Here is a 24917-nt window from a genome sequence, read left to right on the forward strand (position 1 = left end):
CCCCGTGCGGCGCCCCAGCCTGGCTGGAGTTCGCCACCGGCCCTGAACCACCCAAAAGAAGCGCTCCCGCGGCTCGCCGTGGTGTCGTAGCGCTGGAAGCTCAAGCCGCCCTCCCCGCGCCTGCGCGATGGGCGGCGAAGCGTGACCAGAAGCGAAACCCCATGGTGTTCCGCGCGGTAGCAGCGCGAGGAACGCAATCAATGAAACGTATGCTGATCAACGCCACGCAGGCAGAAGAACTGCGTGTGGCTATCGTGGACGGCCAGACCCTGTACGACATCGACATCGAACAGCCGTCCAAGGAACAGAAGAAATCCAACATCTACAAGGGCCGCATCACCCGGCTCGAACCCTCGCTGGAAGCAGCCTTCGTCGAGTACGGCGGCGAGCGTCACGGTTTCCTGCCGCTGAAAGAAATCTCCCGCGACTACTTCCAGGCCGGCGTCGACCACAATAAGGCGACGATCCGCGAACTGTTGCGCGAAGGCCAGGAAGTCGTCGTGCAGGTGGACAAGGAAGAGCGCGGCAACAAGGGCGCTGCTCTGACGACCTTCATCTCGCTGGCCGGCCGCTACATGGTGCTGATGCCCAATTCACCCAGTGCCGGCGGCGTCTCCCGACGCATCGAGGGCGAAGACCGCGCTGCGCTGAAGGAAGCACTGGACAAGCTGACCATCCCCGATGACATGGGAGTGATTATCCGCACAGCCGGTGTCGGCCGCGACGCCGAAGAACTGCAGTGGGACCTGGAATACCTGCTGCAGGTGTGGAAATCGATCGCCGAGGCCGCACTGGCCAAGCCGGCTCCCTTCCTGATCTACCAGGAATCACGGCTGATCATTCGCGCCCTGCGCGATTACCTGCGTGCCGATATCGGCGAGATCCTCGTCGATACCGTGGAAATGTATGGCGATGCCAAGGAGTTCATGCAGCAGGTGATGCCGCAGAGCCTGCGCAAGCTCAAGCACTACACCGATGACATCCCGCTGTTCAACCGCTTCCAGATCGAGTCGCAGATCGAGGCCGCCTACGAGCGCAGTGTGCGCCTGCCTTCCGGCGGCTCGATCGTCGTCGACCAGACCGAGGCACTGACTGCGGTGGACGTCAATTCCTCGCGCGCGACCAAGGGCAGCGACATCGAAGACACCGCGTTCCAGACCAACCTGGAGGCGGCCGAAGAGGTCGCGCGGCAACTGCGCCTGCGCGACCTTGGCGGTCTGGTGGTGATCGACTTCATCGACATGGCCTCCAACAAGCATCAACGCGAGGTCGAAAATCGCCTACAGAACGCGCTCAAGTACGACCGCGCGCGCGTACAGATTGGCCGCATCTCGCGCTTTGGCCTGTTGGAGATGAGCCGCCAGCGACTGCGTCCGTCGCTGGGCGAGTCCAGCCAGATCATATGCCCGCGCTGCGACGGCCATGGCCGCATGCGCAGCGTCGAGTCGTTGTCGCTGTCGATCATTCGCGTCGCCGAAGAGCACGCGATGAAGGAAAACACCGGGCAAGTGCTGGTGCAGGCCCCGGTGGAGATCGCCAACTACCTGCTCAACGAAAAGCGCCGCGCACTCAGCGAGATCGAGAAGCGCCACGACGCACCGATCGTCATCGTCGCAGACGAGCAATTACAAACCCCGCACTACGAAGTGACTCGCCTGCGCGAGAACGAACTGAGCGAGGAAAGCACCAAGCCAAGTTACCAGCGCGGCACCCCACGCAAGCTACCGGTGCATGCCCTGACCAAGGCACAGCTCAACATTCCGCCCGCGCCCGCGGTAACCCATGTGCAGCACTCGCAGCCTGCCCCATTACGCGAAACGGCCGAGGCGACGACCGCCGCACCAGCACTGATGCCGCCCCCCCCTTCGGTAACTGTCACGCCAGCGATCGGTATCGTCAGCTGGCTGAAGCGTATCTTCGGCGCCAGCGAAAACCAGGCGCAGGCACCAACTGCACCCGAACCAGCACAGCGCCAACGTCCGCAGGATGGAAACCGTAACCGCAACGGCGACCGTCATGACCGCAATGCACGGCGCAACGGTGGCCAAGGCGGCAACGCGGGACGTGGCAACGGCGGCGGCAACGGCCGCCGCGACGAGCGCCGGACTGGCAACAACGGCGCGGTACAGAGCGGTGGCCAGCAGAATCCGTCGCCCAAGCTCCCACGCAACGAGCAGACGTCGCAGCAAGCCAAGCAACAGCAGACTCCAAAGCCGCCGAAACAGCAACAGCAGAACCCACCACGCCAGCCTAAACCACAACAGGAAGCGTCCCAGGCTGCGGTGCAGAACGAAAAGTCGCAGCGTCAAGCGCGTACCGACGAAAACGCTAAGCAGGTTGCGCCGGTCCCCGTGGCGCCTGTCGCGCTGGCACAGGATGCCGCCACCTTCGCCCCTCCTGTCGCGGTCGGTGATATACCGCAGCGCCAAGAGGCTCAGGCCGTAACCAGCCTGGCCCCACTCGTCGCTGCCACCCCGCACGCCAACGGCGACGAGCACGAAAGCGTTCTGGAAACCGGGCAGTCCGTGCTGGCAAGCGAGAACAGCGATGGGGACGACGTGAACGGCGAGGCCGGTGGCCGCCGCCGACGCGGACGCCGCGGCGGACGCCGCCGTCGACGCGGCAACGGTGAAACAGGCGTTATCGGCGAGGGCGAGGTTGCTGGTCTAGACGATATCGATTTGAATGCTGCAGACAACGATGGCGAGACTACACCGGCACCGAACCGGAGTCAGCCGGAATTCGACTTCGACGACGACGTAACCGTCGATAGCACCAACGTCAAGCCGCAGTCACCCTTCAAGGAAACCCCTGCGCCGCAGGAAAAGCGCGAGCCGCAGCCCCGGCGCGAACGGCCTGCCATCGACACGCAGGCAGCCACACACCAGACCGCCACGGCGTCATCAGCTTTCGTGGACAACGCCCCACCCCAGGGCGTCACACTCACTCAGGCAATAGTGGCCGCTCCCCCTCCAACCCACGAAACCGCCGAGGGAATAGCACAACTAACAACCGCAATGGGCACTGCTGACCACGCGGCAAGCGACGCGTCTGGCGCCCATACCGACGCGGCATCGGCAACGCTCATCGTCGACAAGACCACGCCTACCATGCGTATGGAAAGCGCAGCCGAGCAGCTGCCCGCAATCGCGCCCACCACCGCATCAGACGCTGCGCCTACGGCGCCAGTCAAGATGATAGAGCAGCCCAAAGCGGCAGACACGCCAGCTCCAGCAGCCGGCGTCGTGGCGACGCCGATGAGAGGCGCGGATCCGTTCGGCATGACTGCGCCGGCAAGCGCGGCAACGCGTGAAACCGCCACTAATGCCTCGCAGCGTCACGATGACCCCGCGCCTGTCAAGCCGACCTACGCCCCAGTGCAAACGACGCTGTTAGACGTACTCAAGCCCAACACGCATGAAACGGTCCCTAGGCACAACGTCGGCACGACGTCGACGCCGGTTGCTGGTACCACGCCTGTTGTCGTCCAGCCCACCCGCAAAACAGAAGGCGAAGATGACGAAAACAAGGAGCAGCAGGATCGCAGCTGATCCCACCCCAACACAAAAAAGCGACCTTCGGGCCGCTTTTTTGTTCTCCCCTCTCCCAGTGCAAAACAGGCAACATCTTGTCGTGCTGACGCTGGCGCCGCGGAACTGACTTGCGTTCATCATCTCGCCATGTCGACAGCAGGGCGAACTGCTGTCGATGCCAACGAGCATCGTACACATGCCGCACACGCAGACCGGCCAAGACGCTGATGGAGAACATGCAAGCCGCCTGCACGGGCTCCAGACAACATGGCTATACACGGAAGATGGCGAAAGAGAAAACGGACGCAGGCCACTTCCGATCTATATTGGAACCATACACCCACACTATAGCGGATGCGTCGGGTCCAATAATCCGTACTGCGCGGCTAAACGTGCCAATGCGATATTGTCTTGGATACCGACTTTCTCGAACAAGCGCGCCTTGTGCGTATTCACTGTCTTGGCACTGAGACTCAGGCGTTTTGCGATGTCCTCCTGACGCAAGCCACGAGTCAAAAGCAGAGCAACTTCAAGTTCACGTGGGGACAGTGCATCGAACGGCGAACCACCACCTTCAAGGTTCGCCAGTGCCAGATTCTGCGCGATGTTCGCACCGAGATAACGCTTACCCATCGCCACATCGCGCACTGCACGCAGCAGTTCCTGCGCATCGCTGGCCTTACCAACGTAACCGTATGCACCAGCTTCCAACAGGCGCCTGGGCAATGGACCGTCCTCCAGCACCGAGACAATGATGACCTTGGTGCCGTAGTCACCCTTAACGATGCGTTCGGTGACTTCGAGCCCGCTGACGCCCGGCATATGCATATCACACAGTACGATGTGAGGCTTCAACTGACGGATCTGCGGGATCGCCGCCTCTCCACTTTCGGCCTCACCAACGATCTTCATGTCGGCCTGATTCGAAAGAATCAGGCGCATTCCCGTCCGAACAAGAGTGTGATCATCGACCAGAAAAATCCTGATGGTCATATCATGTAACTCCATCGCAGCGAATGCCGCGGTGGCAGACTATCCGGGTGAATTATTCAGAGCAATACACATTTGTAGACAAAAAAACAGACGCGCAGCACATTTATCCATGCGCCGCGAAAAGACATCATCTTGTCATCAAAGGTACCTTGCCGAGCTTACTCAAGGCTCGGCCCGCAGGGGCGAGTGACCTGCCTACTCGTTTTCCGGGGAAAACGCGACGGTCCCTACGTTAGGTGAACCTAGTATGGCTGTCGTAAAGAGGAAATATTATCAGGAGGACCCTGATCTCAAGTCAGAATTTCCGGATACTCTCCGGCGGGGATTCCCGACAACGTTCCGCTAAAAACGAGCGGTATCACCAGCCGTACTTTTCCGACACGCGCACTTCTGGTGCTGCGGGCGCTAGTGGTGAATGTCTGCCGGCACAGGCAGGCCCCTGACGTGATGATCCACTCCAATCAGGTAGCATTCGAAAGGCGTGACGCGCAGAGCGGCTACTGAGTAGCCATGAATGTCCGACCGGCACACCATTTGGTGGAACATCGATTCGCAGTCGCTGCTATTGGAGAACTTCCAATGAGCAAAGCATCGAACGTCCCATGCGAACAACCCAGCATCCGCGCTGAAGAAGCGGCCAATCGCTTGGCTCGGGCCACATCGCCACATGCAGTACCGAAAACATTTGCCTATCGCCCAAACATATCCCCACTGTCGACTATGGCGAACGGCGCACTGGGTGCGGGGGATTTTCGGATCGACGTGACCGGAACCGCAGGATATGCCAAAGTTTCATTTACAGAGACACCGCCCTACAAAGACGACGCCAAGCGGGATGCCATGGACTTTGTTGCAATGATTTTTGGTGCGAAGGTGGGCAACGAAAACATTGTATTTTCAAGGCTTCTGCGCGGAAACAGTAAAAGATGCCCCCAATATTGCCCCCAGGTGGATGGCGCTGGCGCATCCACGCACCTGCCCATCGCCATGATTCTGGCTTAGGTTCGCCAGCGCTCGGGCCTTCCCCTCCGGGGTCCGTTAGCCTTTGCTACGTCCTCCATGAAAACGGCATCGACTTTACACGACTCGGATCGTGCCTAGCATGACTAGCCATCGCGGTAGTGCATAGCACCACAGATCGTGGGGGCAGAAGGTACTTGCTTATTCTGGCGATGCGCCAGCGCACCTGAGTCATAAGCACACTCGATTACGGCGGACTCCGGGCATTTTTTATGTCCAAAATAATCAAATACGAATCCCTCGCGCGCGCGATTGCGGCGGATTGTCTGCTAAGGCTATATCCAGTCGGTACAGCAGGGTCGGTCGGTAGCCGCGCAAGGTCTGGACCTCGCTGCCCCTGGCTGCTGATCGAGCAACCTCCCTCCGGATTTTGAATGGCGGCCTCAGCACGTCCAAACCGTGTCGGCTGATTGGCCAGCAGCGTCAGCATGGCGGTGGGTACGTTGATCCAGTGCTGGGAGCGCGTGCGGCATCCCCAGATGGGCGTGCGTTTGACAGCTCCGGCACAATGTCGTATCCAATAGGATAACGGCTTGCACGTCGGCATCACCTGCGCATAAGGACCATGGCTTGAGCAGGCACCCCATCTCCGAATCATCTTCAGGACGCCCCCAGCCCCCGTCGGCCGTGGGCGCATGTATGTGTGGGCAATCTACGTGCCTGACGCGTCCATTGCGCCAGGCATCTGCCACGCGCGCTGCATCTGGTTCGGGTCGTGCCAACGCCTCACTGGCATCGTCCCTGACCCACTGATCGCCCATTCACTAGATTTCGTTTATCACTCTCAAATAAAGGCGCAAGGCCATGAGCATGTTCGATGTATCGATGAACTGGTTACACCCCTTGGCGGACACCAGCCTGGGGGATTACGTCTTCTTCCGGCTGATCAATACCTACCTCAGCAACCAGATCGACACCTTCGGCATGGAAGTGATGGCCCGCGCCATGCAATGGGTAAGCGTCATCGCGCTAACCGCCACCACCTTCTGGGTGCTGTTGCTGGGCTATCGGATCGCCAGCGGACAATTACGCGAATCGGCCATGGCGACCATGATCAAGGCCGGCAAGGTGTCGGTGATCCTGGGCATCGACGTACTCCCGCCCTGAGCATCAGTAGGATTTAAGTGAATTGCCCCCTGAAGTTGGACGAACTTCAAGGGGGCAACTCAGATGGAACTCTCACATAAAAAACGGCCCACAGACTACAGGTAAGTCCCACTGCGAATGGAATACCAAGATTCATATGGCTGCCGCAAATGCTCGAACAGCCATCACGTTTCCAGTTCAAAATGCAGACCGTGCGCGTAGAGGTACGAGAGGAGGTCGCTGCCATCACGCAACCCGAGCTTGGCCAATCCGCTGTACTTGTGTGTCATCACAGTGCTGTAACTGCGCCCGGTGCGCTCTCCAATCTCCGCAGCCTTCTCGCCACGACTGAACGCGAGCAGGATCGATTTTTCGGCGTCCGTCAACGACGTCCAAGGATGCGCCTTGATACTGTCCAGATCGATTCGGCTGTCCAGATAGCGACAACCCGAGCCAACCGCCTCGATGGCATGCGCGAGTTCCGTTGCAGCACTCGTCTTTGCCACATACCCCAAAGCGCCGACTTGGAACACCGCATTCGCTAGAAATGCGCTTTACTCTGCGGTGTAGACAAGCACCTGTGCTGTCGGATCTGCCGCCATTACCGCATGCACCAAACGCGCCCGCTTGAGCTTGCCGGGCATCACCAGGTCAAGCACCACCAGCAGGGTCTCATCGCCGGGATGATTCGCGCAGGCATCCAGCAACACCGCACTCTCATGGAAGATGATGCAGTGCGAGTCCGGCACGGCAAAGACCGTGGAAAGCAGTTGCAAAACAGCGAATGTCGTCGACGGATGATCGTCGGCGATGAAATACTTGCGGTGCCTCGCATCCACTTGGCTTGTTCCCTTGTGGCCCGCAGGTCCACCATTGATCGTCCAGTCCATCACTGCGTGTTCCATCGCTCAACCAACATTCCCATCCGCGCTGGCCTGCGGCAGTTTTGCTGCTCCGCACGGCACGCCCCATTTCACTTACTTTGCATGGATCGCATGTAGGAATCGAACGGCTCCATCTCCATGACCTCTCGCCTCTGATCCAGCGATGCCTTGTCCTGAATCGGATACGGCTCGACCTTTCCACCGTCCTCGCTGAACTGGGAGCCGTAGATCTGATCCTTTCCTTGGTACATGCGCAGCCGATCGATCATCAGCGCGTAGTCATGGCGCACCATCTCGCCACGTAGCATCAGCGGGCGTGCCTTTGCGAGTGCGTCCCGGATCAACTCAGGGCTGTGGGAGTGCTGCACAAGGATGAAGAACTCCATGACCCCCTTGCGACCGACCATCTGCGCGTCAGGGAAGCCATGCTCCTTGAGCACCTGTGTCACAAACACCGCGTTCTTGGCGTCGTCCGCATCAGCGGCCTTCGCTTCCACGGAATTTGCGCCTGTTCCTGCCTGATCCCACACCTCTCTTAACTTCTGGTCTCTCGCGTACCGCTCATCCAAAGACCGCCTCAGATCGGCATGCGTGATGGGTGGCGGTCGCTGGCACAAGGCGGTCGCACCGATCACCTGGCCGTAGGGTATTCCGACAGCGATCAGGTCGTTGGCGGCACGAAGATCCAGCGCAATCGGAGCCAGTCCCAGATCATCACGTTCCTGGTTCACGGCCATCGCATTCAAGCCCTGCGGCAATCTGAGCACTCCATTCTTGAATTCGGGGAACGCACCATACGTCTGCTTTTTACCGCGCGAGAGCGACACGCGGTCGGCCAGCGATGCGTACCCCCGTGGATCGACGTCATCACCAACACGCTCGTACAGCGCGTCCATGAGCATTCTCTGTAACTTACTGTCGCCACGCGACGCCAGAACGATGGGCCCGAGGGCATTAACCCCTTCGCATCCGACTTGGCCTTCGGTCGGCACTCCGCCATCCAGCACCTTTGCCACTTCGTGCAGATCTTCTGGCCTGAAAGGCCCACCGCGCGCTTTGGTTTGGAAGGCCAGAAGTTTTTCCCGCACATCCGGCTGAGCGATCCCTGTAGCGTGCGCGGACGCCGCCAGGACGCCTAGAAACAAACAGATCCAAACTCTTACCAGTCTACGCATCACGGCCTCACCCAAGGTGCTTGTCAAGATGTTTCGTATCGACTGCTCCGGACGCGGCAAGCTGCCGGGCCAGTTGTTTGTACCGGCTGGAGTCGCAGATAAGCTGCAACTCCAAACTGTTGAAGTCAATGGCTCCGGGCCGTGGTTGGCCCGGCATCAGACCGATGACAAATTCGCAGAATCCAGCCAACGCCCTCATCTCAGGCAGGTAGTCTTCAATCCAGAGAAATTGCCCTTGCTGATTCACTTCGACAAATACGAAATCGCCTGCGCAATCCACGATGAAGTCAAAACACCCCATGTCCAGTGACATCTCATCCAAAAGAGCGACACATTTATCGTGGATTGCTGCGGGTAGCTTGGTTGGGCTCAAGACACCCTGCAAGTCGTTGATGGCGCGCCAGTCGATAGCGCCGACATCTGTCGATTGAGAGTCAATTCGAACCGAATACTCCCGCCCCCCAAGAAAGGTGGAGCGCACCTCATACTTCTTTCTAACGTGGGACTGGTAGATGGCCGGGACGGCGCGAACGACGTCCATGTCGATCATATCTCCAACGACGATCTCCGATGTGTAGTTCTCCAGCACACGGCCCTTCTCGAACCATGTCATAGACCCGAAGGTCTTGAAGATAGTCCCCTGGCCCTTTGCCTTGCAAGCCTCGATGAATTGCCCGATTTCATCGGGATCATTGCTGATCAACGTAGGGGGAATCTTGAAGCCCAAGCCAGAGGCGTGCTGCAGTTGCTGAATTTTGCTTTCACCATTCAAGCGAGAAGCCGGCGAATGAATCCATCTGGCAGAGGACGACAATGGTGACCAGAAGAACCCGAAAAATTCAGCGTTGTCCACAGCGGCAAACTTTCGGTCATCGGCATGCATCCATTCTGGCAGGGCGATGTTGCCGATGCGACGCAACCAAACCACGTCGAAGTCCGATGGCCCATAACTCCTACCGCACACACTCCACCTGATCTCGTGCTCTCCAAGCTCAATGCTGCCCACGCGTTCGCCGGCCAATTTGGGTTCGCTCCAAATGACACAATTGTGCCCACACATCTCCATTGATGCCGCAACAGCCAGCGCATGAGAGTCATCTGCGTAGGAGATGATGAGGAGATTGATGCCGCTTTCTTTGCTCATATCCATGTCCATGTGCCATTACTCTTATAGGGAGGGCCCAGCAGACTGGACCCTCCGACAATCATGCTGTCAGCGATGTATCATCGATCACTGCGTTGGCTGCCAGTGCCATTGCTGCCCCCGCCACTGCCACCTGTACCCACGGTGATCTTGGTGCCGTTCTTCTTCTGCTTGTCGCCGCCATCATCGTCGTCGCCACCGGAGACCTGCGAGATCTCTTGGTTGCTCAGTTCGCGCGCATGCACGTAGCCCATCACCCGCTTGCTGTTGTCGTCGTTCTGCATTTTTCTGCTCCGTAGTAACAAACTATGGTGGCAGCGAAGGCCGCGCTGCCGTCGGCATCCAGGATGGCTCACCCTGAAATCTCTGTGGGTCGGTGACGTACCGCCTCCAGCTTTAATCCGCCTTCGCCCAGGCGGTCGCTGATGACGCAGCCCCCACGCAGGACCACCACCCGATCCGCGCTGGCGATTGTGTCGGGCCTGTGCGCGATGATGATTTTGGTGATGTCCAAACGCGCGATCTCGCTGTTGATCCGGCGTTCGCAGTCCATGTCCAGATGGCTTGTGGCCTCGTCCAGAACGAGAATCTGCGGCTTCTTGTAGAGCGCTCTCGCGAGCAGGATTCTCTGCTTCTGGCCACCGGACAGCGACGACCCCATGTCGCCCACGAACGACTCGTAGCCCATCGGCATGGCTTCGATTTCCTCGTCGATCTGGGCCAGGCGGGCTGCGGCAACGATGTCTTCGAGGTGCGCCGCCTCCTCGAAGAAAGAGATGTTGTCGGCTATCGACCCCGCGAAAAGAGCGTCGTCTTGCATCACGGTCCCGATCAAATTGCGGTACGCATTCAATCCGTGGTGGCGAATGTCCACGCCATTGATCTCAACCCGTCCGCTGCTCGGCTCCAGTAGCCCGAGCATCACCTTTGCCAGGGTGCTCTTACCGCAGCCGCTGGCACCGACGATGCACAGCGAAGCCCCGGCCTCGACTTCCAGCTCTACCTCGTTCAGCACCAGGGGCTCACCCTCGGCATAGCGGAAACAGACTCCCCTGATCGACAGGTTCGGCCGGACGATCCTTCCCCCACTCCGTGCTGTAGCCGTGCTCCGCTCCGGCAACGCCAGGGCAATGTCCGCGATCCGCTCGCCATGGAGGCGCAGCATCCTCAGTTCGACCAGCTTATCGACCAAGCCGCCCATCTTTGCGGAAAACTGGTCGGCGTATGCGACAAACGCTACGACCATTCCCGCGCTGAATCGCCCTTGCATCGTCAGATGTGCACCGAGCGCGATCAGCGATGCACGCAGTAGGCCGAAAAGGCATTGGTTCACCACACCGAACAACAGTGCAATGCGTTGAACCACCACGTCGCAACCCACCATCTCTAGGGTGGCATTTGCGAGACGCGCGCTGCGGTCGGCCTGCTTGTTGGCAAGCTTGATGGCCTGTACCCCGCGGACGGACTCCATCAGCACGGTCTGCTGCTTCGCCCCATACACCAGTTGCTCCTCGGTCGTGCGCCAGAGGGTTCGGTACATCGCACAGCGAAGCAGAACGTAGACGGCGAACACTCCCAAGACGAAGCCGGTGAGCGGCAAGCTGTAAACACACAGAATCACCAGCGCGAGTATTCCCATCGCACCGTCCAGCAGTGCTTCGACAAAGCTGCCCGTGAGGGTGGCCTGGATGGAGTGGATCGATGAGAACCGGGACACGACGTCGCCTATGTGGCGCTTCTCGAAATACTCCAGTGGCAACTTCATGAGGTGACTGAAAAGGTTGCTAGTCCACTGCGCGCTCAAGGACGCGCCGAGCCAGCTCAGCAGCAATGCCCGCGCCAGCGTCAGACCGGCTTGGATCGCGATAACCAGCATGAAACCCAGAGTCATCACCAGGAGCAGATTGTGATCGGAACCCACGAGCACTTGGTCCAGTACCCATTGCATCTGGAATGGAAGAGTGAGAGCCAGCACCTCGATGCCCAGGGCGAGACCCAAGACCTGAGCGAGCGCACTCTTCCAGCCTGAGACGCGACCCGTAAGAAGTCGTAGCGGCACGGGCTCCTTGCGCTTCGTCGTCTCAAAGTCCTCGCCTGGAATCAGCTCCAACAGGATGCCGGTGAAGTGTTTCCCTGCCTCTGCCATTCCCATACGCAACTTGCCGCGCGCTGGGTCGTGAATCTCCACACCCTTGGACGTCACCTTGCTCAGCACAACGAAGTGGTTGAGATTCCAATGCAGGATGCACGGAGTGACCGCATCACGCAGATACTGCATGTCCGCACGCAGCGCCCGCGTCGCCAAGCCCAGCGAATGGGCGATATGAATCACGCGGGACAGCGTCGCGCCCTTGAGCGAGGTACTGAAGCGCCGCCGCATGCCGGCAAGATCGGCGTGATGGCCGTGGTAGCCCGCAACCATCGTCAGACACGCCAGCGCGCACTCTGCGGCTTCCGTCTGCATCACCATGGGAAGACGGCTTGCTGCGCGCCAGTCCATCCAGCTCCATGGCGTGTTGACCCATGCTTCTTCAGCCATGCTCGCGACCCTCGATCAAGCGCCGATTGAGGCTGTAAATTGGATCGAAAAGCCACTCGAACAGCCGGCGGCGGTCGAGCAAGATGTCCGCGTCGAGGGTCATGCCAGGCCGCAAAGTCTCGGGTCTTCCGTAGACCTGCACGTGCTGATTCTCCAGACGAACCAGCACCCTGTAGCTCGCCTCCTTGATGTCCTTGCCGGTTGCCTTATTGACCTCGGACGGCGACAACGAACTGCGCGACACCTGTTGCACACGACCGAAGTATTGGCCGAACTTCTGATAGGGATAGGCACGGTAGCGGATGACGACCTGCTCTCCTGCCCGGATGAAGCCGACGGCCTGCGTCGGTATCCAAAGCTCCGCCTGCAATGTCGATGCAGCAGGCAGCACGGCAACCATCGGCTGATCGGCCACCACGGACTGACCTGCATAGATAGGAGCACTGGTCACGATGCCGTCAACCGGAGATTTCAAAAGCCCCGCATGCTGGGCGGCGTTCTTCGCGATCAACTGGGCGACATCGGACAGCTCTCGCTCCGTCTCGTTGTTACGACCGGCGACGATGTCCGGCAACTGATCCGCCTGTGCCTGCAGCTCGCTCATTTGCTGGTGCAACTGGAATCCCTGGCGACGCAGCTCCATAAGCTGCGCCTGGTGCTCAAGCGCCTGGTCGTGCTGGGTCAATATCTGCTGTTTGCTGACGACGCCCGAGTCCTGATACTTCGACCATTGCTCGTAGAGGGCCATGGCGGCCTTCGCCCGCTGGACCTGCACTGTGATCTGGTCATCCACCTGCCGGATCTGCGCCTGAAGCAGCGCAATGCGCTGCCGGATATCCTTGCGCTGCATGCCTGCCAAACGGTCCTGGCCAGTGAGATCATCCAGCAGCCGCTGGCGCTTGAAAGACAACTGCTCGGATACCGCAACCCCGACGTCACCCTTCAATGCGCTGCTTTGCGTTTCCGACACCTCCAGCAGCGGCTGACCCGCTCTGACGCGATCACCCTCGCGCACGAAGATACGCGTGATGGAACCTGCCGAGGGAACGGACACCGTGAGCAGCCCGTGGGTCGGCACCAACGTCCCGCTCACCGGCTCACGGCGGGTATAATGGCCCAGGACGAGCAGCAGCGTGATCGCGAGAACCACGCACGCACTAAAGACCACGAAAACCCATCCAATCCGTGGAACCCGTAAGGATATAGAACCGACCAGCTGGCTACGCCTGTTCTCATAGACCTCTTTGCGGAACAAACTAGAGTTCACACCGTCGTCCTCGCGATACCTGTTAGCACTCAATGCGTCAGAAGAGCTATCTGCAGACAATGATGTCAGGCTGCTACTGCCGTTCCTATTGGGAAAATTATTAGGGCCAAGAACTGCTCGGACGACGTCCCCTCACCCCCGATACGCGTGTACTACACGCCGTTGTATTTGAAACTCGCAGAGGAAAGGCGCCAACGTCGCGAGGACGAAGAGGAGGAACTCGGAAAAACCGCCTGAGCAGGTTTGTTGTGGAGGCGACCTCGACGCCGTCGCGGATGTAGGCGTGTTGCATTGCGCGGACCGGGCTTTTGCCGTGGCGTGGATGCCACAGCGCTGTTACTAGCCGTGTCATCCTCGAAACTCGAATTAATCGATCCTCGGTCACCACGCCGCAACCAACTGTCGTGTTGCATTTGTCGATTTGGTTGCACCAACCGATTGCCACAACGCCCCTGGCTCCTTTCTCCCGCTGGGTCCCCGCCAACTACGCGCGCCGGTCATCACGGACAAAATCTCCTCCGGCTGGTGCGGACAGGAAACTGTCTACCGTGGTGACGGGCTGCACTTGTAGAGTCATGAAAATCGCCACGGACGGTCAAATGGCCGCAGGAAAAGACATTGCCAAGGGAGCCTTGCTGAGCGTGGCCTACTGCGCCGTGTTCCTGGCGGCATGGCGATGCTCAACCGACCAGTGGTATCTCCCAGCCGGGCTGCGCGTCGCGGGCCTCCTGTTCCTGCCTGCACGGCGGTGGCCATGGCTGTTGGCCGGCGATGCCGCGGCCTTGATGGTGCTGCGCGTGCCGAATATCGATGCATGGGGAGTGAGCGCGCGCTGGGCCTACCTGAGCCCCTTCCTGCTGATGCCGGCGATATCGCTGCTGCCCACATTTGCCCGCCTGCAGATGCCCCATCTGGCGCGCAGCGATCTTTTGCTGCTGCCCTTGGCTTTGGCGACCGCGCTGTGGAGCACTTTGTGCAACCTGGCGATCAATGCCGTTCTGGGCGGTCCTGCCGAAGCAGCGCCGCTCGACATCCTCGTGCGGTACTGGCTGGGCGACTATCTCGGCACGCTGATGTTCGTGTTGCCGGCGCTGCTGTGGGTGCGTCGGGACGAGATGCCGAAGTCTTCCGCCTGCTTCCAGCGCGACGGTGTCATCTCCATTGCCGCAGGCACGGCGCTCTCGGGGGCGGTTGCCTTCGTTGGCGATCCGCTTCTGCGGCAATTGGTCATGGTGTTGCTCGTACTGCCGGCGATCGTGCTGACGCTGCGCCATGGCTGGCGTGGTGCAGCGCTGGGCGTGGTGCTAGCGAACGTCGCTGTCGCCCTCTCGATGCCGAAGGTCGTCGAACCAGGCGTCCACGATGCCCAAGCCTTCGTAGTGCAGATCCTGCTTGCCGCGACGGCTACCTGCCTGTTCGCCTTCGGATCGCGTATTTCCTCCGCGTATCGCCACATGCGCGAGTTCGGACGCGTGCGCGAGCAGGCACTGCAGTTCGCGCAGACAGGCTTTTTGTGCGCGGAGCGCACCTTGCGCCAACGGGTCGTGGACTACAGCGATGTCAGTTTCCGGATGAACCGGATGCGCAAGGGTGTCATCGAGTACCTGCGATCCCGAGGGCATTACGCCGCGGCCATGGAGATGACGCGCACGGGCGTCATCCAGGCCCAGCTCCTCCACGAGTACGTCACGGCGCTCTATCCGCTGGGCATTGAAACGCACGGACTGTACGAAACGCTACGCTCCGTGACCTTCATCAATCTGTGCAGCAGCACGGCATTAGGAAGCCGGATGCGCGGCGATCCGAGGGCATTGTCACTCGGCCTGCAGCTTGTAGCCTACCGATGTGTGCTCAATGCCATCGAGATCCTGCCCACGGCGCAGAGCCATCTGATCCACGCGCGGGTTTGGAGAGCAGGCGGTGTGCAAGGCGTCGCTATCCGCATCACAGCGGATGCCTCCATGCTGGCGTCCACCCGGCGGCGGCCAGGCGCGCCGGACCAGGAACTGGCTGCGCGGCTCCAAACGCATGGCGGCACTTGCCGGCGCCGCCATGCGTTGTGCCTGAGCTTCCTGGTCTCAGAGCGCGTGGGTACAGGAATCAATCTCGCGCCGTGATCTCCCACTCGTCACCGTGGACACCCGACCGACGCCGGATCACGAAGTCAGTGGTCAGATAAACCTCGCTGGCGGACGCCGACGACGATACCGACACCCGCGCAACATCGCTGCCCATCGGGAGTACCCACAACTTTGCCCCGATTCGGCCAACCGCAGCACGGACTCGGCCGCCGGCATCTTTGACCTGCAAGTAGCGGACGCCGTCGCGTTGTACCTCGAAAATGCGCAAGTCCGAGTTCGGCGCCAGAGTGACGGCCTGCGGGGTGCTCTCACCCAGGCCGTTCGCTGCCGATATGCCGTGTCCGCCCCCGGGGCAGCACGTCTGCGCCGACGCCTGGAAGGACAGGGCACATCCTGCGGCGATCACCACCCATGCCAAGCACTTCGCCTTCATTTGCATCTTGTTATTCCTCTCCCCATTCTGGGGAAGCATCGCCTGCATTCCAGGCACGTCCAAGGTACGTTTTCTGCACGGAAAATCGGGCGACAAACGCTGGGACCAAGACCGAAGGAACGAATCGGTGAGTAGCGGCACGACCACTGCGGGCGTTTCTACCGGCGTAACCATTAAGAGCGACTAAAAGTCGGGCGGGCGCGGACAGCGCGCAGCAACCGCAGTTTACATGCGGCACATGAGGATTTCGGCACTGCCTGCGCCCGTCCGGCGGCGACGCGGTAGTTTTGTTAGCGACTCTAAATGACGGTTTTGTCCCCACTGCATCGCATTCTCAGTCGCCTCTGCTATAGCATGCGAAGAAGCGAACCAATGGCGCGTAAACCCGCATCAACACACGACGCTGCCTCTTGATATGTTCAAGAGGTCAGTAGAGAACGGAGAGAGAAAAACGGTTGGATGGGCACCGAAAACGGCATCTGCGGCATGTGCATACTCAAGAGGCCAATGCGGGAAGCCCCGCCAACACCGGGGTTCCGGGCATAAAAAAACCAACCGAGAGCGGTTGGGTTCTGGGTAAATGGTGGTGCAGTCGGCCCCCCAACTTCAACCTGTTCTCCAAAAACATTGGCATAGACTCGAACGCATGAGCAATGCTGAGGCAGCGACTTCACGTACGTCTCGACCTGGGCTGGGTTCGTGTACGTGGCCTTCGTGATCGACGTGTACGCACGGCGGATCGTGGGCTGGCAGGTGTCGCAGACGGCGCATACGGACTTTGTGCTGGACGCGCTGGAGCAGGCGTTGCACGCTCGGCGGCCCGCTGAAGGTGGCCTGATTCACCATTCCGACCGCGGCATGCAATACGTCTCAATCCGCGATACAGAGCGGCTGGCCGATGCCGGGATCGAGCCATCGGTGGGCAGCGTGGGCGACAGTTATGACAACGCGCTGGCCGAGACGATCAACGGGTTATACAAGACCGAGGTGATCCACCGGCGCTCGTGGCGCAATCCCCAGGACGTGGAGCTGGCCACGCTCGATTGGGTGGACTGGTACAACCACAAACGCTTGCTGAGGTCGATCAGGAACATCCCCCCAGCAGAAGCCGAAGAGGCTTACTATCGACAATAAGCCCGTTACGCCGAAGCGGCGTGACTCAAACCGAACAGCCTCCCAACTTCCCGGTACGGTTCAAACGAAGATGGACCCCAATCTCGGTACATTCCTCGCTCAGGCTAGGTTGGCGGCCGGCTACGCGCAGCAAGCTGAATTCGCCGCGGAACTGAGCGTGAAGCAGCAGACCGTCAGCCGTTGGGAACGCGGCCTCTCACGGCCGCGCGCAGAGCAGGTCCCCGAGATCGCCGCAGCGCTCGGCATCGATGCCGACGCCTTGAGGCTCGCGGCAGGCTATGCGGCACCCTCGCCCCCTCAACTCAGCCTGGATCGTCCGTGGCCCGTGGACGCACTCCCGCCGGAGACGTTCGAGCGGTTCTGCACAGAGTTTGTCACGCTGCTTCACGGCGACGATGCGCAGGTCCACCCCTACGGCACCCAAGGACACACTCAGCTCGGGATCGACATCGACGTCGTCCACGCCGATGGCACGCGAACCACGTATCAGTGCAAGCGGCATGCTTCGTTTGGCCCCAAGAAGGTAGCTGCCGCCGTCGCGGCCCAGACGACGCCCGCCGACAGGAAAGTCATCCTGTTAAGCAGTTCCGCCAGCCCGCAAGCGCGGGAAGAAATCAAGAAGCATGCCGGCTGGCAGCTCTGGGATCGGGAAGACATCAGCCGCCAGGCCAGGCTCGCGCTTGCCAAGCGCGAGCAAATCCAGCTCGTGGACACGTTCTTCGTCGGCCAGCGAATGGCGTTGCTCGGAGAGCCCGAGCTTTCGCCCTGGCAGACGCCGGAGCAATTCTTTGCCGGACAGACGGAACCCGCGCGTGGCTTCTCGCATGGATGGACGTTGCAGGGCCGCCAGAAAGAACTCGGTGCCCTCGTCACGTTCGCAACCAGCGCCACGCCCTCGGTGGTGATGCTCGTCGGCAACGGCGGCACCGGGAAATCCCGCCTCCTGAAAGCCTTCGCCGATCACCTGGCTGCCGACCACACGCGTCCGTCGATCTACTTCCTGAGCCGCGAACCGCTCAAGATGAAGGATCTGGAAGCACTCGGCTCCAAGCCCAAGCTGCTGGTCTGTGACGACGCGCATGACCGTGAAGACCTCGCGCTCCTTGCGGACTACATCGCCAATCCGGGGAACAGTAGCCGCCTGATCCTTGTGATCAGGACCTACGGCGTCCAGCACGTCCTGCAGCAGACACGCGCTTTGGGTCTTGCCGAGATTTCCAGGATCGAACTGCAGACGCTTCCGAAAGCCGACAGCGAGCAATTGGCCAAGCAGGCGCTGGAGCATTTCGGCGCGCCAGTGGAGTTTTCATCCCGCTTGGCCTCCTACACGCGCGATTGCCCGCTGGCCACGGTGATCGCAGCCCAGATTCTCGCAAACGACAAATCGCTTCCGGAATTTCTGATCGACGAGGACACCTTCCGCACCGAGCTCCTCCGTCGTCTTGTCGCGAGCACCGTCGAAGGCATCAGCTCAAAGCTGGATGCCGAGGCGGTTAATCTGGCCCTCGCCGCGATCGCCCTTCTCCAGCCGATCAAGGAGGACGACCCGAAGCTGCACGCCGCCACCGCCGCGGTCGCCTGCATCACCACCCATGAGGCCGCCAGGATTCTCAAGCGACTGCGCGAAGCCGGCGTGCTGTACAAGCGCGGACCCAGCAGCCGGATCGTTCCCGATCTCCTGGGGGATTTCATCGTCGAGGAACGCTGCATTTCGGCGACCGGTCAATCCACCGGATTCGCGGCAGCTGTCTTCGATGCAGCGCCAGACGCCTATGCGGAGCACATCCTCGTCAACTTCGGACGCCTAGACTGGCGAAAATCCAATGGCGATACCCGCAACAGCCGATTGCTGGACGAACTTTGGTCCCGACTCAAGTACCAGGACAAGTACGTCAACCCGCACATCCGGGCGGCCGCGGCAGCGGCCTACTACCAGCCCCGCCAGGCGCTGTCCTTCGTCCGCAGAATGCTGCGGGAAGGGCACGTGGACAAAATGCTCGCCGACATCCTGCGGCATATCGCTTACAGCCACGAGCATCTCCCGGAAGCCTGCCAAATACTGTGGGATCTTGGCCGCGACGACGACAAGCCGCTGAACCAGGAACCATCGCACGGCATCCGGGTACTGACGAAACTGGCGTCGCCCGAACTCTACAAGCCGTTCGACTTCATGGACCAGGTCGTCGAGTTCGGCCTGTCGTTGATCCCCTACGACGATAGTTGGACGGGCATCCACAACCCGCTGGAAATCCTGTGCGGCGCACTTGAGACGGAGGGCCATTCCTCATCGGCGACGCACCGGGCAGTGATGCTGACTCCCTTCATCGTCCAGCAGCCCGACGTGGCGTCGATCCGAAAGAAGATCATCGATGCCTGCATTGCCCTGCTGTCGCACACGGATCCCTGCCGTGCCCTTGCCGCAGCGAGGGCGCTTGGAAGCGCGCTGAGAGCGCCCTGCGGTCTCCTGGGCGCCACGGTCCCGAAGAGCATGGCGGCGGCGTGGAAGGTCGAGTTCGCCGAGACGTTCAAGGCCATCAACGCGGAATTGGATCGCGTTGAGGTGGCGCCCGTCGTGCTCGTCAAACTCGCCGTTTCGACCGGCTGGTACTCCAAGTACGGAACAGGAAAACTGAAAAGGCTCGCAAGCCAAATCGTGTCCCGCCTAGACACGACGCTCGCGCTTCGCGCGACTCGCTTGCTCGTGGGTGGATTGGAATACTTGTCCGACCAGATCGGAAGCGGGCGTTTCGAACGATACACGGAGGAACTCGACACGTTCGCGCAGGAAATCTTGTCGGCTGCCGGTGATCCCGGAGAAGCATATCGACTCATGGAAAGGCTTCTCCCGGCCGTGCTCCAGGACAGCGAATCGGCGCCGCATGCATTGATTGACCACATCATCTTCCATTCCGCCGAGTACGCCAGGGAGCTGTTGCAACCGGTGATTCAGGGGGAATCGACTGCCTCGAGCCGATATGCCGGCAAGGCCTTGGGTAGGCTGTTGCGCGACCAGCACGAACTGGCGCTGAGAATCGTGGAAAATGCCGTCGACACGGGAGACGCTCGGCTTCTGCCCGTCGTCGCCGAGGCTTACGCCGGCTACAAACCCCAACCGCCGTACAGGCCGCTGGATCTGCGCGTACTACATAGCGTTATATCCTCCGCCCAGCCCGAGGTGCGAAGGTGGGCTCCCCACATCGTGCACCAGGTCGCACAGACCGACGCCGACCTCGCGATTGAGCTCACGATTTCCGCGGATTTCGGCGACTCCCAGCGGCTCGCCCACGACTACCTGATGTGGATCGCCGGAGACAAGCATATCCCGTTCGACAGCATCGGCGAATCAAACGTCAAGACGATCTTGCAGAAGTTGCTTCCGCTGCCGCGAATCGACGACCACTGCCACTGGGTCCAGGAATTCATCAAGAAATCGCTCCACCATCATCCCGGCTTGGTCGTCGACTTTCTGGTCTCCAGGATGGTGATCGCCCAGGAACGCGGCGATTGGTCCTACAACCCGGTTCCCCGGTCTTCAGGCTTGCGCGGCGACTGGGGCCTGATGAAGCAGCCGGACGCGTTTCAGTGGGTCCGTCGCCTATTCGACTGGGCACTGGTCCAGGAACAGGCGGGAGAAAGCGTGCTGCCTTGGTTCGGCGACCTCGTCAGGACGCTCTGCACCGTCGACAGTTCGGACTTCGTCGAGTTCCTCCGGCAATGGATCTCAAGCACCGGGCGTGAAGGCTTCGCCGTCGCGACGAGCCTCGCTCGCCAGACACCTCAGTCTTTCGTCTTCGAGCAGCTTGAGTTCGTCGTCTGGATGTTGCGGTTGGCAAGGAACCACGGGGCTGACGTTCTGCGAAAACTGGGCGACGCCTTGTATGGCGCCGCAGTCAGCGGCTCACGATCGGGTACTCCCGGCGAACCCTTCCCGCAAGACATCAAGCTGCGAGACAGGGCCGCCGAGGTCCTGTTGGGCTTGACTCGCCAGGATCCCGCGTACGAACTGTATTCCGACCTGCATCGGCACGCGATCCAGTCGATCGAGATGCAGGAAGAACAAGGTCGGATGATGGCCGAGATGGATGAGTAGCCAGCACTTTTCCGACACCATCGGGCGGTGCACCTCCGCCCTACCCCGTCCCTCCGAGCGAACCGCCCAGATGCTAACCTTTCGACGCCCCGGCCGTTTTCCTACCCGCGATGTCTACCCGCACCAGGCAGGAGAGCTGATCGAGGAACTCCGCCGATTCATCGGTCATGACAGATTGGTTCAGCAAACCGCCGAGTACCGCTCAACGGCGCGTACGAAGAACGGCATCGTCGTCGCCAGACTGCGGTACAACCAGCCGCTCATCGAGGCCTTTGAGGAGTACGAGAAGGCCACCCGTCACCGCCAACGACCGTTGCGCATGATTGATGGCCAGCTTGGCGATCTGACGAACGTGGCGGCACACTGCCACGTCGTGGCCTCGACGCTCCTAGATACTGTCGAACGACACCATCGCGAGAAGCTGATCGACCTCAACGGCCAGCTAAAGCCACTACTCCTGGAATGGAAGACGGCAACACATTTCGCGCGCGCCTACGATGCGGAGATCGCCTGGCTTCCCGTCGACCAGACTGGCCCGGAGTTCATCGCACGCATGGACGGGCTTGAGTGCGAAGTGGAGTGCAAGCGACAGTCCCACATGATCGTCGAGCTCCTGGGGCTTGCAGAGGCCGATCATCTGGCACACCGGATCATTGACCGCGTGGCGGGGACCCACTTGCGCGGCAGTTTGCTGCTCCACGTGCCCGACGACTTCCAAAGAAGCTCTTTGGACGATGCCGGGGCGTGGGCTGCAAGCTTGGCCAGCATCGGCGATCCCGGCGAGGTGAACGTCGAGTTGCCTGGAGGACTGCGTCTTGAGGGCGAAGTGTTCCCTGCCGACGGAAGCGGGACCAACGCGGTTGAATGGCAAGCCATGCTGAGGGATCGTCAGCGGGACGATGCGCGCCTGTATTCCCAGGCAAGGGCGGTCGGCCAAGTCGCCGTTGACCCAATCGACCTACAGATGATGGGACCGCGCCGCAATGGCATGGACCTGGCGGAGTATCTCTGGGACAGGAAATTCAGTAAGGCGGCCGGTCAATGCAGCGGAGCGCGCGGCGCGGTATTGGTATTCGAGTGGGAGACAATCGACGATCCATCGATCTTCAGCGAGTCGGACGTTTTCCTCGGCTTGCTGGCCAGGACGTTCGACGAGCACCGCCACGTCGCCGCCATCGCCATGCGTTGCGATGCTGCCCCCACACGGTTGAACGGCGTCATCGACTCCGCTACAGGAGCTTACTTGGCAAAGAGTGAAGTCAGTAACTTTCCAGAAGTTCGGGATCTACTGAGGCTGGATGGAAAATTGTGAAAACTGCAGCGCAATGCAGTCCTATGAAGCGACGTCCCCCAATTTTGAGTAGCGCCAAGGTTTGGAGTCCAATTCTCAGCCATCAGGAGATTGGACATGAAGAAGCGTTTCAGCGAAGAATGTCGTGGTCAAGTTTTGTTGGACACCGCGATAGGTGATTTCAGGTCGTGGCTTTCTCGTAGTCGGCTGGTGAACGGTAGCCGAGGGTCGAGTGCAACCGGTGGGTGTTGTAGAGGCCGACGATGTAGTGGGTGATGTCGGCGATGGCCTCGTTGTGATTGGCATAACGGCACTGCCAGACCCGTTCCATTTTCAGATTCAGGAAGAACCGCTCCATCACCGCGTTGTCCCAGCAGTTGCCTTTGCGGCTCATGCTGGCCACGCGCTTGTGCTTGGCCAGCAGATCGCGGTGGGCCTGGCTGGCGTACTGGCTACCGCCGATCGGTATGCACGATCATGCCGGGCTTTGGCTGGCGCAGAGCGATAGCCATTTGCAACGCCGTGCAGACCAACTCGGCGGGCATGGCCGGGGCCATCGCCCAGCCGACGATCTTGCGCGAGTACAAATCCAACACGGCAGCCAGATACAGCCAGCCGCGTTCGGTGCGGATGTAGGTGATGTCGGCCACCCAGGCTTGATCGGGAGCACCGGGGTTGAAGCGCCGATCCAACAGGTTGGCTGCCACCGGCAGGTCATGCCGGCTGTCGGTGGTGTGCACGAATTTGCGTTTCCAGCGCGCTTTCAGGCCCAGTTGTTTCATCAGGCGACGGACCCGGTAACGCCCCACAGCCATTCCCTGAGCCTGCAAGGCCGCACAGAGCCGACGGCTTCCGTAGTTGCCGCCACTGGCCTGAAACGCAGCCTGCAGAGGCGTTGTAAGCGAGCACGCGCGCGGCGCTCGCCGTCGCCGGCCGGCGGCATAGACGCCCGAGCGACTCACGCCCAGCAACCGGCACAGGCGGGCGGTGTCGGCCTTCTTCTGCCACTGATCGATCACCTGTTGGATCACTTTAGTTCCCGGGCGAAGAAGGCCGATGCTTTTTTTAGGAGCCAGACGTCCTCGCGCAGGCGTTGGCACTCCCGCTCCAGCTCGCCGATGCGTTGCTGATCGGGCGTGAGCGCCTTGCCAATGCCGGCCTGGCCGGCCTGCTCGGCGTCGTACTGGGCCAGCCAGCGGCGCACGGCGCTATCGACAAAGTCCAGATCGCGGCACACCTGGCCAACGCTCAGATGTTGGGTGCGGATCATCTGCACCACCTACAGTTTGAAGGCGGCATCGAAGGTTCTACGGCGAAGCGATGTCATGGCGTGCTACGTCCTCGTTGGGGATGATCATCCCCTATCGAGGTGTCCACCAACATTAGACCAGGACACAAAACTCGAGACGCCGGTCAGTTCGGCTCGTCATCGTCAATGTGCGGCGCATCGCCATCGGTATGCCGAAACAGCACCAACCCCACCTTAAGCGGGGCTCGTTCGCGGCCGAAGGCCACCGCCAGTCGTTGCGCCGTCGGCGACTCAAATCCTCTGGGTGGAGCAGCAGTAGGCCATGAGAGTGTCATTGCTATGGTCTCGGCCTCACCAGCCGATACTGCTTCTTGTCACCGAGCTTTGGCGCCTTTTCATCGATATTGACGCATAACCGGCCATCGCCGCAGGGCACGATGTCCGAGCGGTTGATCGCCTCCATGTAATTCAACTGCGCCCTCAGTGCGTCATAACGGGTCGCGTAGTCGCCGTAAAGCATTTTATACGTTCCCACCAAAGCGACGAGCGCACACAGCAACGAAACGCCGACCCCGATCCACACCCAACGCACGATGGAGATCATGTCGCGCCGGGTGAGTTGCAATGCACGCACCGTCTGATCCGCCGCCGTGGCAATCCCCTGCACACTGCCTCGCGCCTCGGCCAGGGGCGGCTCCAGTCCGGCGCGGGTGACGCTTTCCAGTTGACCCGAAGCGCTCTGCAACCAGCGCGCCATCTGCTCCTGGACCTGCGATGGCACCTGCTCCGCCAAGGCGCCTAGACGATGTTCGATCATGTCGCAGCGTGCCTCGAACCGCTCGACTATCGCCGTCATCTGGACAGTCAACGCGATTTTTTCATTGTCGTGCATGCAGCTGATTCCTGTTGTCAATTTCAGTTAACGTCCTTGCGATGGCCCCTGTCGGGACTGCGCCATTTGCTGTTGGATCATCTGCTGCGCATCCGCCTGACGTTGC

At 60.5% G+C, this 24917-nt stretch carries 16 protein-coding genes and 4 pseudogenes; 9 read left to right on the top strand and 11 right to left on the bottom strand.

The features are described 5' to 3' along the window. Positions 1–209 precede the first annotated feature (209 nt). Positions 210–3551, top strand: a complete 3342-nt coding sequence (locus tag XalbCFBP2523_RS13145; protein ID WP_170064237.1) for a ribonuclease E/G — start codon at positions 210–212, stop codon at positions 3549–3551. Between the two features lie 327 nt (positions 3552–3878). Here the strand turns inward: XalbCFBP2523_RS13145 and XalbCFBP2523_RS13150 are convergent, their stop codons facing one another. Next, positions 3879–4526, bottom strand: coding sequence for a response regulator (locus tag XalbCFBP2523_RS13150; RefSeq protein WP_012916119.1), 648 nt, complete (start codon positions 4524–4526; stop codon positions 3879–3881). A 579-nt stretch (positions 4527–5105) separates the two neighbouring features. On the opposite strand from XalbCFBP2523_RS13150, the gene XalbCFBP2523_RS13155 reads away from it, so the two are divergent. From XalbCFBP2523_RS13155 to XalbCFBP2523_RS17200, 3 genes and pseudogenes are all read left to right on the top strand, one after another. After that, a complete protein-coding gene (locus tag XalbCFBP2523_RS13155; RefSeq protein ID WP_146084083.1) occupies positions 5106–5528 on the top strand; it encodes a hypothetical protein in 423 nt (140 codons plus the stop codon). 822 nt (positions 5529–6350) lie between these two features. Next, positions 6351–6635: pseudogene (locus tag XalbCFBP2523_RS13160) on the top strand (type IV secretion system protein); the annotation flags it as partial. 97 nt (positions 6636–6732) lie between these two features. Beyond that, positions 6733–6858, top strand: a pseudogene (locus XalbCFBP2523_RS17200) (IS5-like element ISCARN85 family transposase); the annotation flags it as partial. Here the strand turns inward: XalbCFBP2523_RS17200 and XalbCFBP2523_RS13165 are convergent. The 7 genes from XalbCFBP2523_RS13165 to XalbCFBP2523_RS13190 all read right to left on the bottom strand — a co-directional run bounded on the left by XalbCFBP2523_RS13165 (position 6818) and on the right by XalbCFBP2523_RS13190 (position 13524). Next, entirely contained in the window at positions 6818–7165 is a 348-nt protein-coding gene (locus XalbCFBP2523_RS13165) for a LuxR C-terminal-related transcriptional regulator (RefSeq protein ID WP_329955175.1), read from the bottom strand. The pseudogene XalbCFBP2523_RS17200 and the gene XalbCFBP2523_RS13165 sit on opposite strands and share 41 nt — an antisense overlap. A 21-nt stretch (positions 7166–7186) precedes the next feature. Next, complete coding sequence (locus tag XalbCFBP2523_RS17205; protein WP_230599063.1) at positions 7187–7522, bottom strand: response regulator; 336 nt, start codon at positions 7520–7522, stop codon at positions 7187–7189. Between the two features lie 83 nt (positions 7523–7605). Then, positions 7606–8718, bottom strand: coding sequence for a DUF6624 domain-containing protein (locus tag XalbCFBP2523_RS13170; RefSeq protein ID WP_146084084.1), 1113 nt, complete (start codon positions 8716–8718; stop codon positions 7606–7608). Then, the gene (locus XalbCFBP2523_RS13175) at positions 8699–9835 is read right to left on the bottom strand and encodes an MvdC/MvdD family ATP grasp protein (RefSeq protein ID WP_146084085.1); all 1137 of its coding nucleotides are present in this window, start codon (positions 9833–9835) and stop codon (positions 8699–8701) included. The genes XalbCFBP2523_RS13170 and XalbCFBP2523_RS13175 overlap by 20 nt, the downstream gene beginning before the upstream one ends. Before the next feature lie 80 nt (positions 9836–9915). Further along, positions 9916–10119, bottom strand: coding sequence for a hypothetical protein (locus XalbCFBP2523_RS13180; RefSeq protein ID WP_045765789.1), 204 nt, complete (start codon positions 10117–10119; stop codon positions 9916–9918). Between the two features lie 68 nt (positions 10120–10187). Next, on the bottom strand, positions 10188–12374 hold the full coding sequence (locus XalbCFBP2523_RS13185) for a peptidase domain-containing ABC transporter (RefSeq protein ID WP_230599064.1): 2187 nt from the start codon (positions 12372–12374) through the stop codon (positions 10188–10190). Next, the gene (locus XalbCFBP2523_RS13190) at positions 12367–13524 is read right to left on the bottom strand and encodes a beta-barrel domain-containing protein (RefSeq protein WP_146084086.1); all 1158 of its coding nucleotides are present in this window, start codon (positions 13522–13524) and stop codon (positions 12367–12369) included. Before XalbCFBP2523_RS13190 ends, XalbCFBP2523_RS13185 begins: the two co-directional genes overlap by 8 nt. 692 nt (positions 13525–14216) lie before the next feature. Between XalbCFBP2523_RS13190 and XalbCFBP2523_RS13195 the strand changes: the two genes are divergently transcribed. Then, positions 14217–15758: an MASE1 domain-containing protein gene (locus XalbCFBP2523_RS13195; RefSeq protein ID WP_230599065.1), complete on the top strand. Its 1542-nt coding sequence runs from the start codon at positions 14217–14219 to the stop codon at positions 15756–15758. On the opposite strand, the gene XalbCFBP2523_RS13200 is transcribed toward XalbCFBP2523_RS13195, so the two are convergent. Next, positions 15742–16194, bottom strand: coding sequence for a hypothetical protein (locus XalbCFBP2523_RS13200; RefSeq protein ID WP_249027730.1), 453 nt, complete (start codon positions 16192–16194; stop codon positions 15742–15744). The two genes, XalbCFBP2523_RS13195 and XalbCFBP2523_RS13200, sit on opposite strands and share 17 nt — an antisense overlap. 624 nt (positions 16195–16818) lie before the next feature. Between XalbCFBP2523_RS13200 and XalbCFBP2523_RS13205 the strand changes: the two are divergent. The 3 genes and pseudogenes from XalbCFBP2523_RS13205 to XalbCFBP2523_RS13215 form a co-directional block, all read left to right on the top strand. After that, a pseudogene (locus XalbCFBP2523_RS13205) lies at positions 16819–17289 on the top strand (IS3 family transposase); the annotation flags it as partial. A gap of 70 nt (positions 17290–17359) precedes the next feature. Beyond that, positions 17360–21379 (top strand): helix-turn-helix domain-containing protein, encoded by a 4020-nt coding sequence (locus XalbCFBP2523_RS16595; RefSeq protein WP_045765791.1) that lies wholly within the window; start codon positions 17360–17362, stop codon positions 21377–21379. Between the two features lie 70 nt (positions 21380–21449). Then, the gene (locus tag XalbCFBP2523_RS13215; protein ID WP_146084087.1) at positions 21450–22691 is read left to right on the top strand and encodes a hypothetical protein; all 1242 of its coding nucleotides are present in this window, start codon (positions 21450–21452) and stop codon (positions 22689–22691) included. Positions 22692–22851: 160 nt separating this feature from the next. On the opposite strand, the pseudogene XalbCFBP2523_RS13220 reads toward XalbCFBP2523_RS13215, so the two are convergent. Beyond that, positions 22852–23940, bottom strand: a pseudogene (locus XalbCFBP2523_RS13220) (IS3 family transposase). A gap of 316 nt (positions 23941–24256) precedes the next feature. Then, positions 24257–24736, bottom strand: coding sequence for a hypothetical protein (locus XalbCFBP2523_RS17210; RefSeq protein ID WP_249027731.1), 480 nt, complete (start codon positions 24734–24736; stop codon positions 24257–24259). Here XalbCFBP2523_RS17210 and XalbCFBP2523_RS16860 point away from each other — a divergent pair. Continuing rightward, positions 24725–24917: hypothetical protein (locus XalbCFBP2523_RS16860; RefSeq protein WP_211286565.1), on the top strand; the 193-nt coding region annotated here is incomplete at its 3' end. The genes XalbCFBP2523_RS17210 and XalbCFBP2523_RS16860 overlap by 12 nt on opposite strands.

The organism is Xanthomonas albilineans, from assembly GCF_002939705.1.
GTDB lineage: Bacteria > Pseudomonadota > Gammaproteobacteria > Xanthomonadales > Xanthomonadaceae > Xanthomonas_A > Xanthomonas_A albilineans.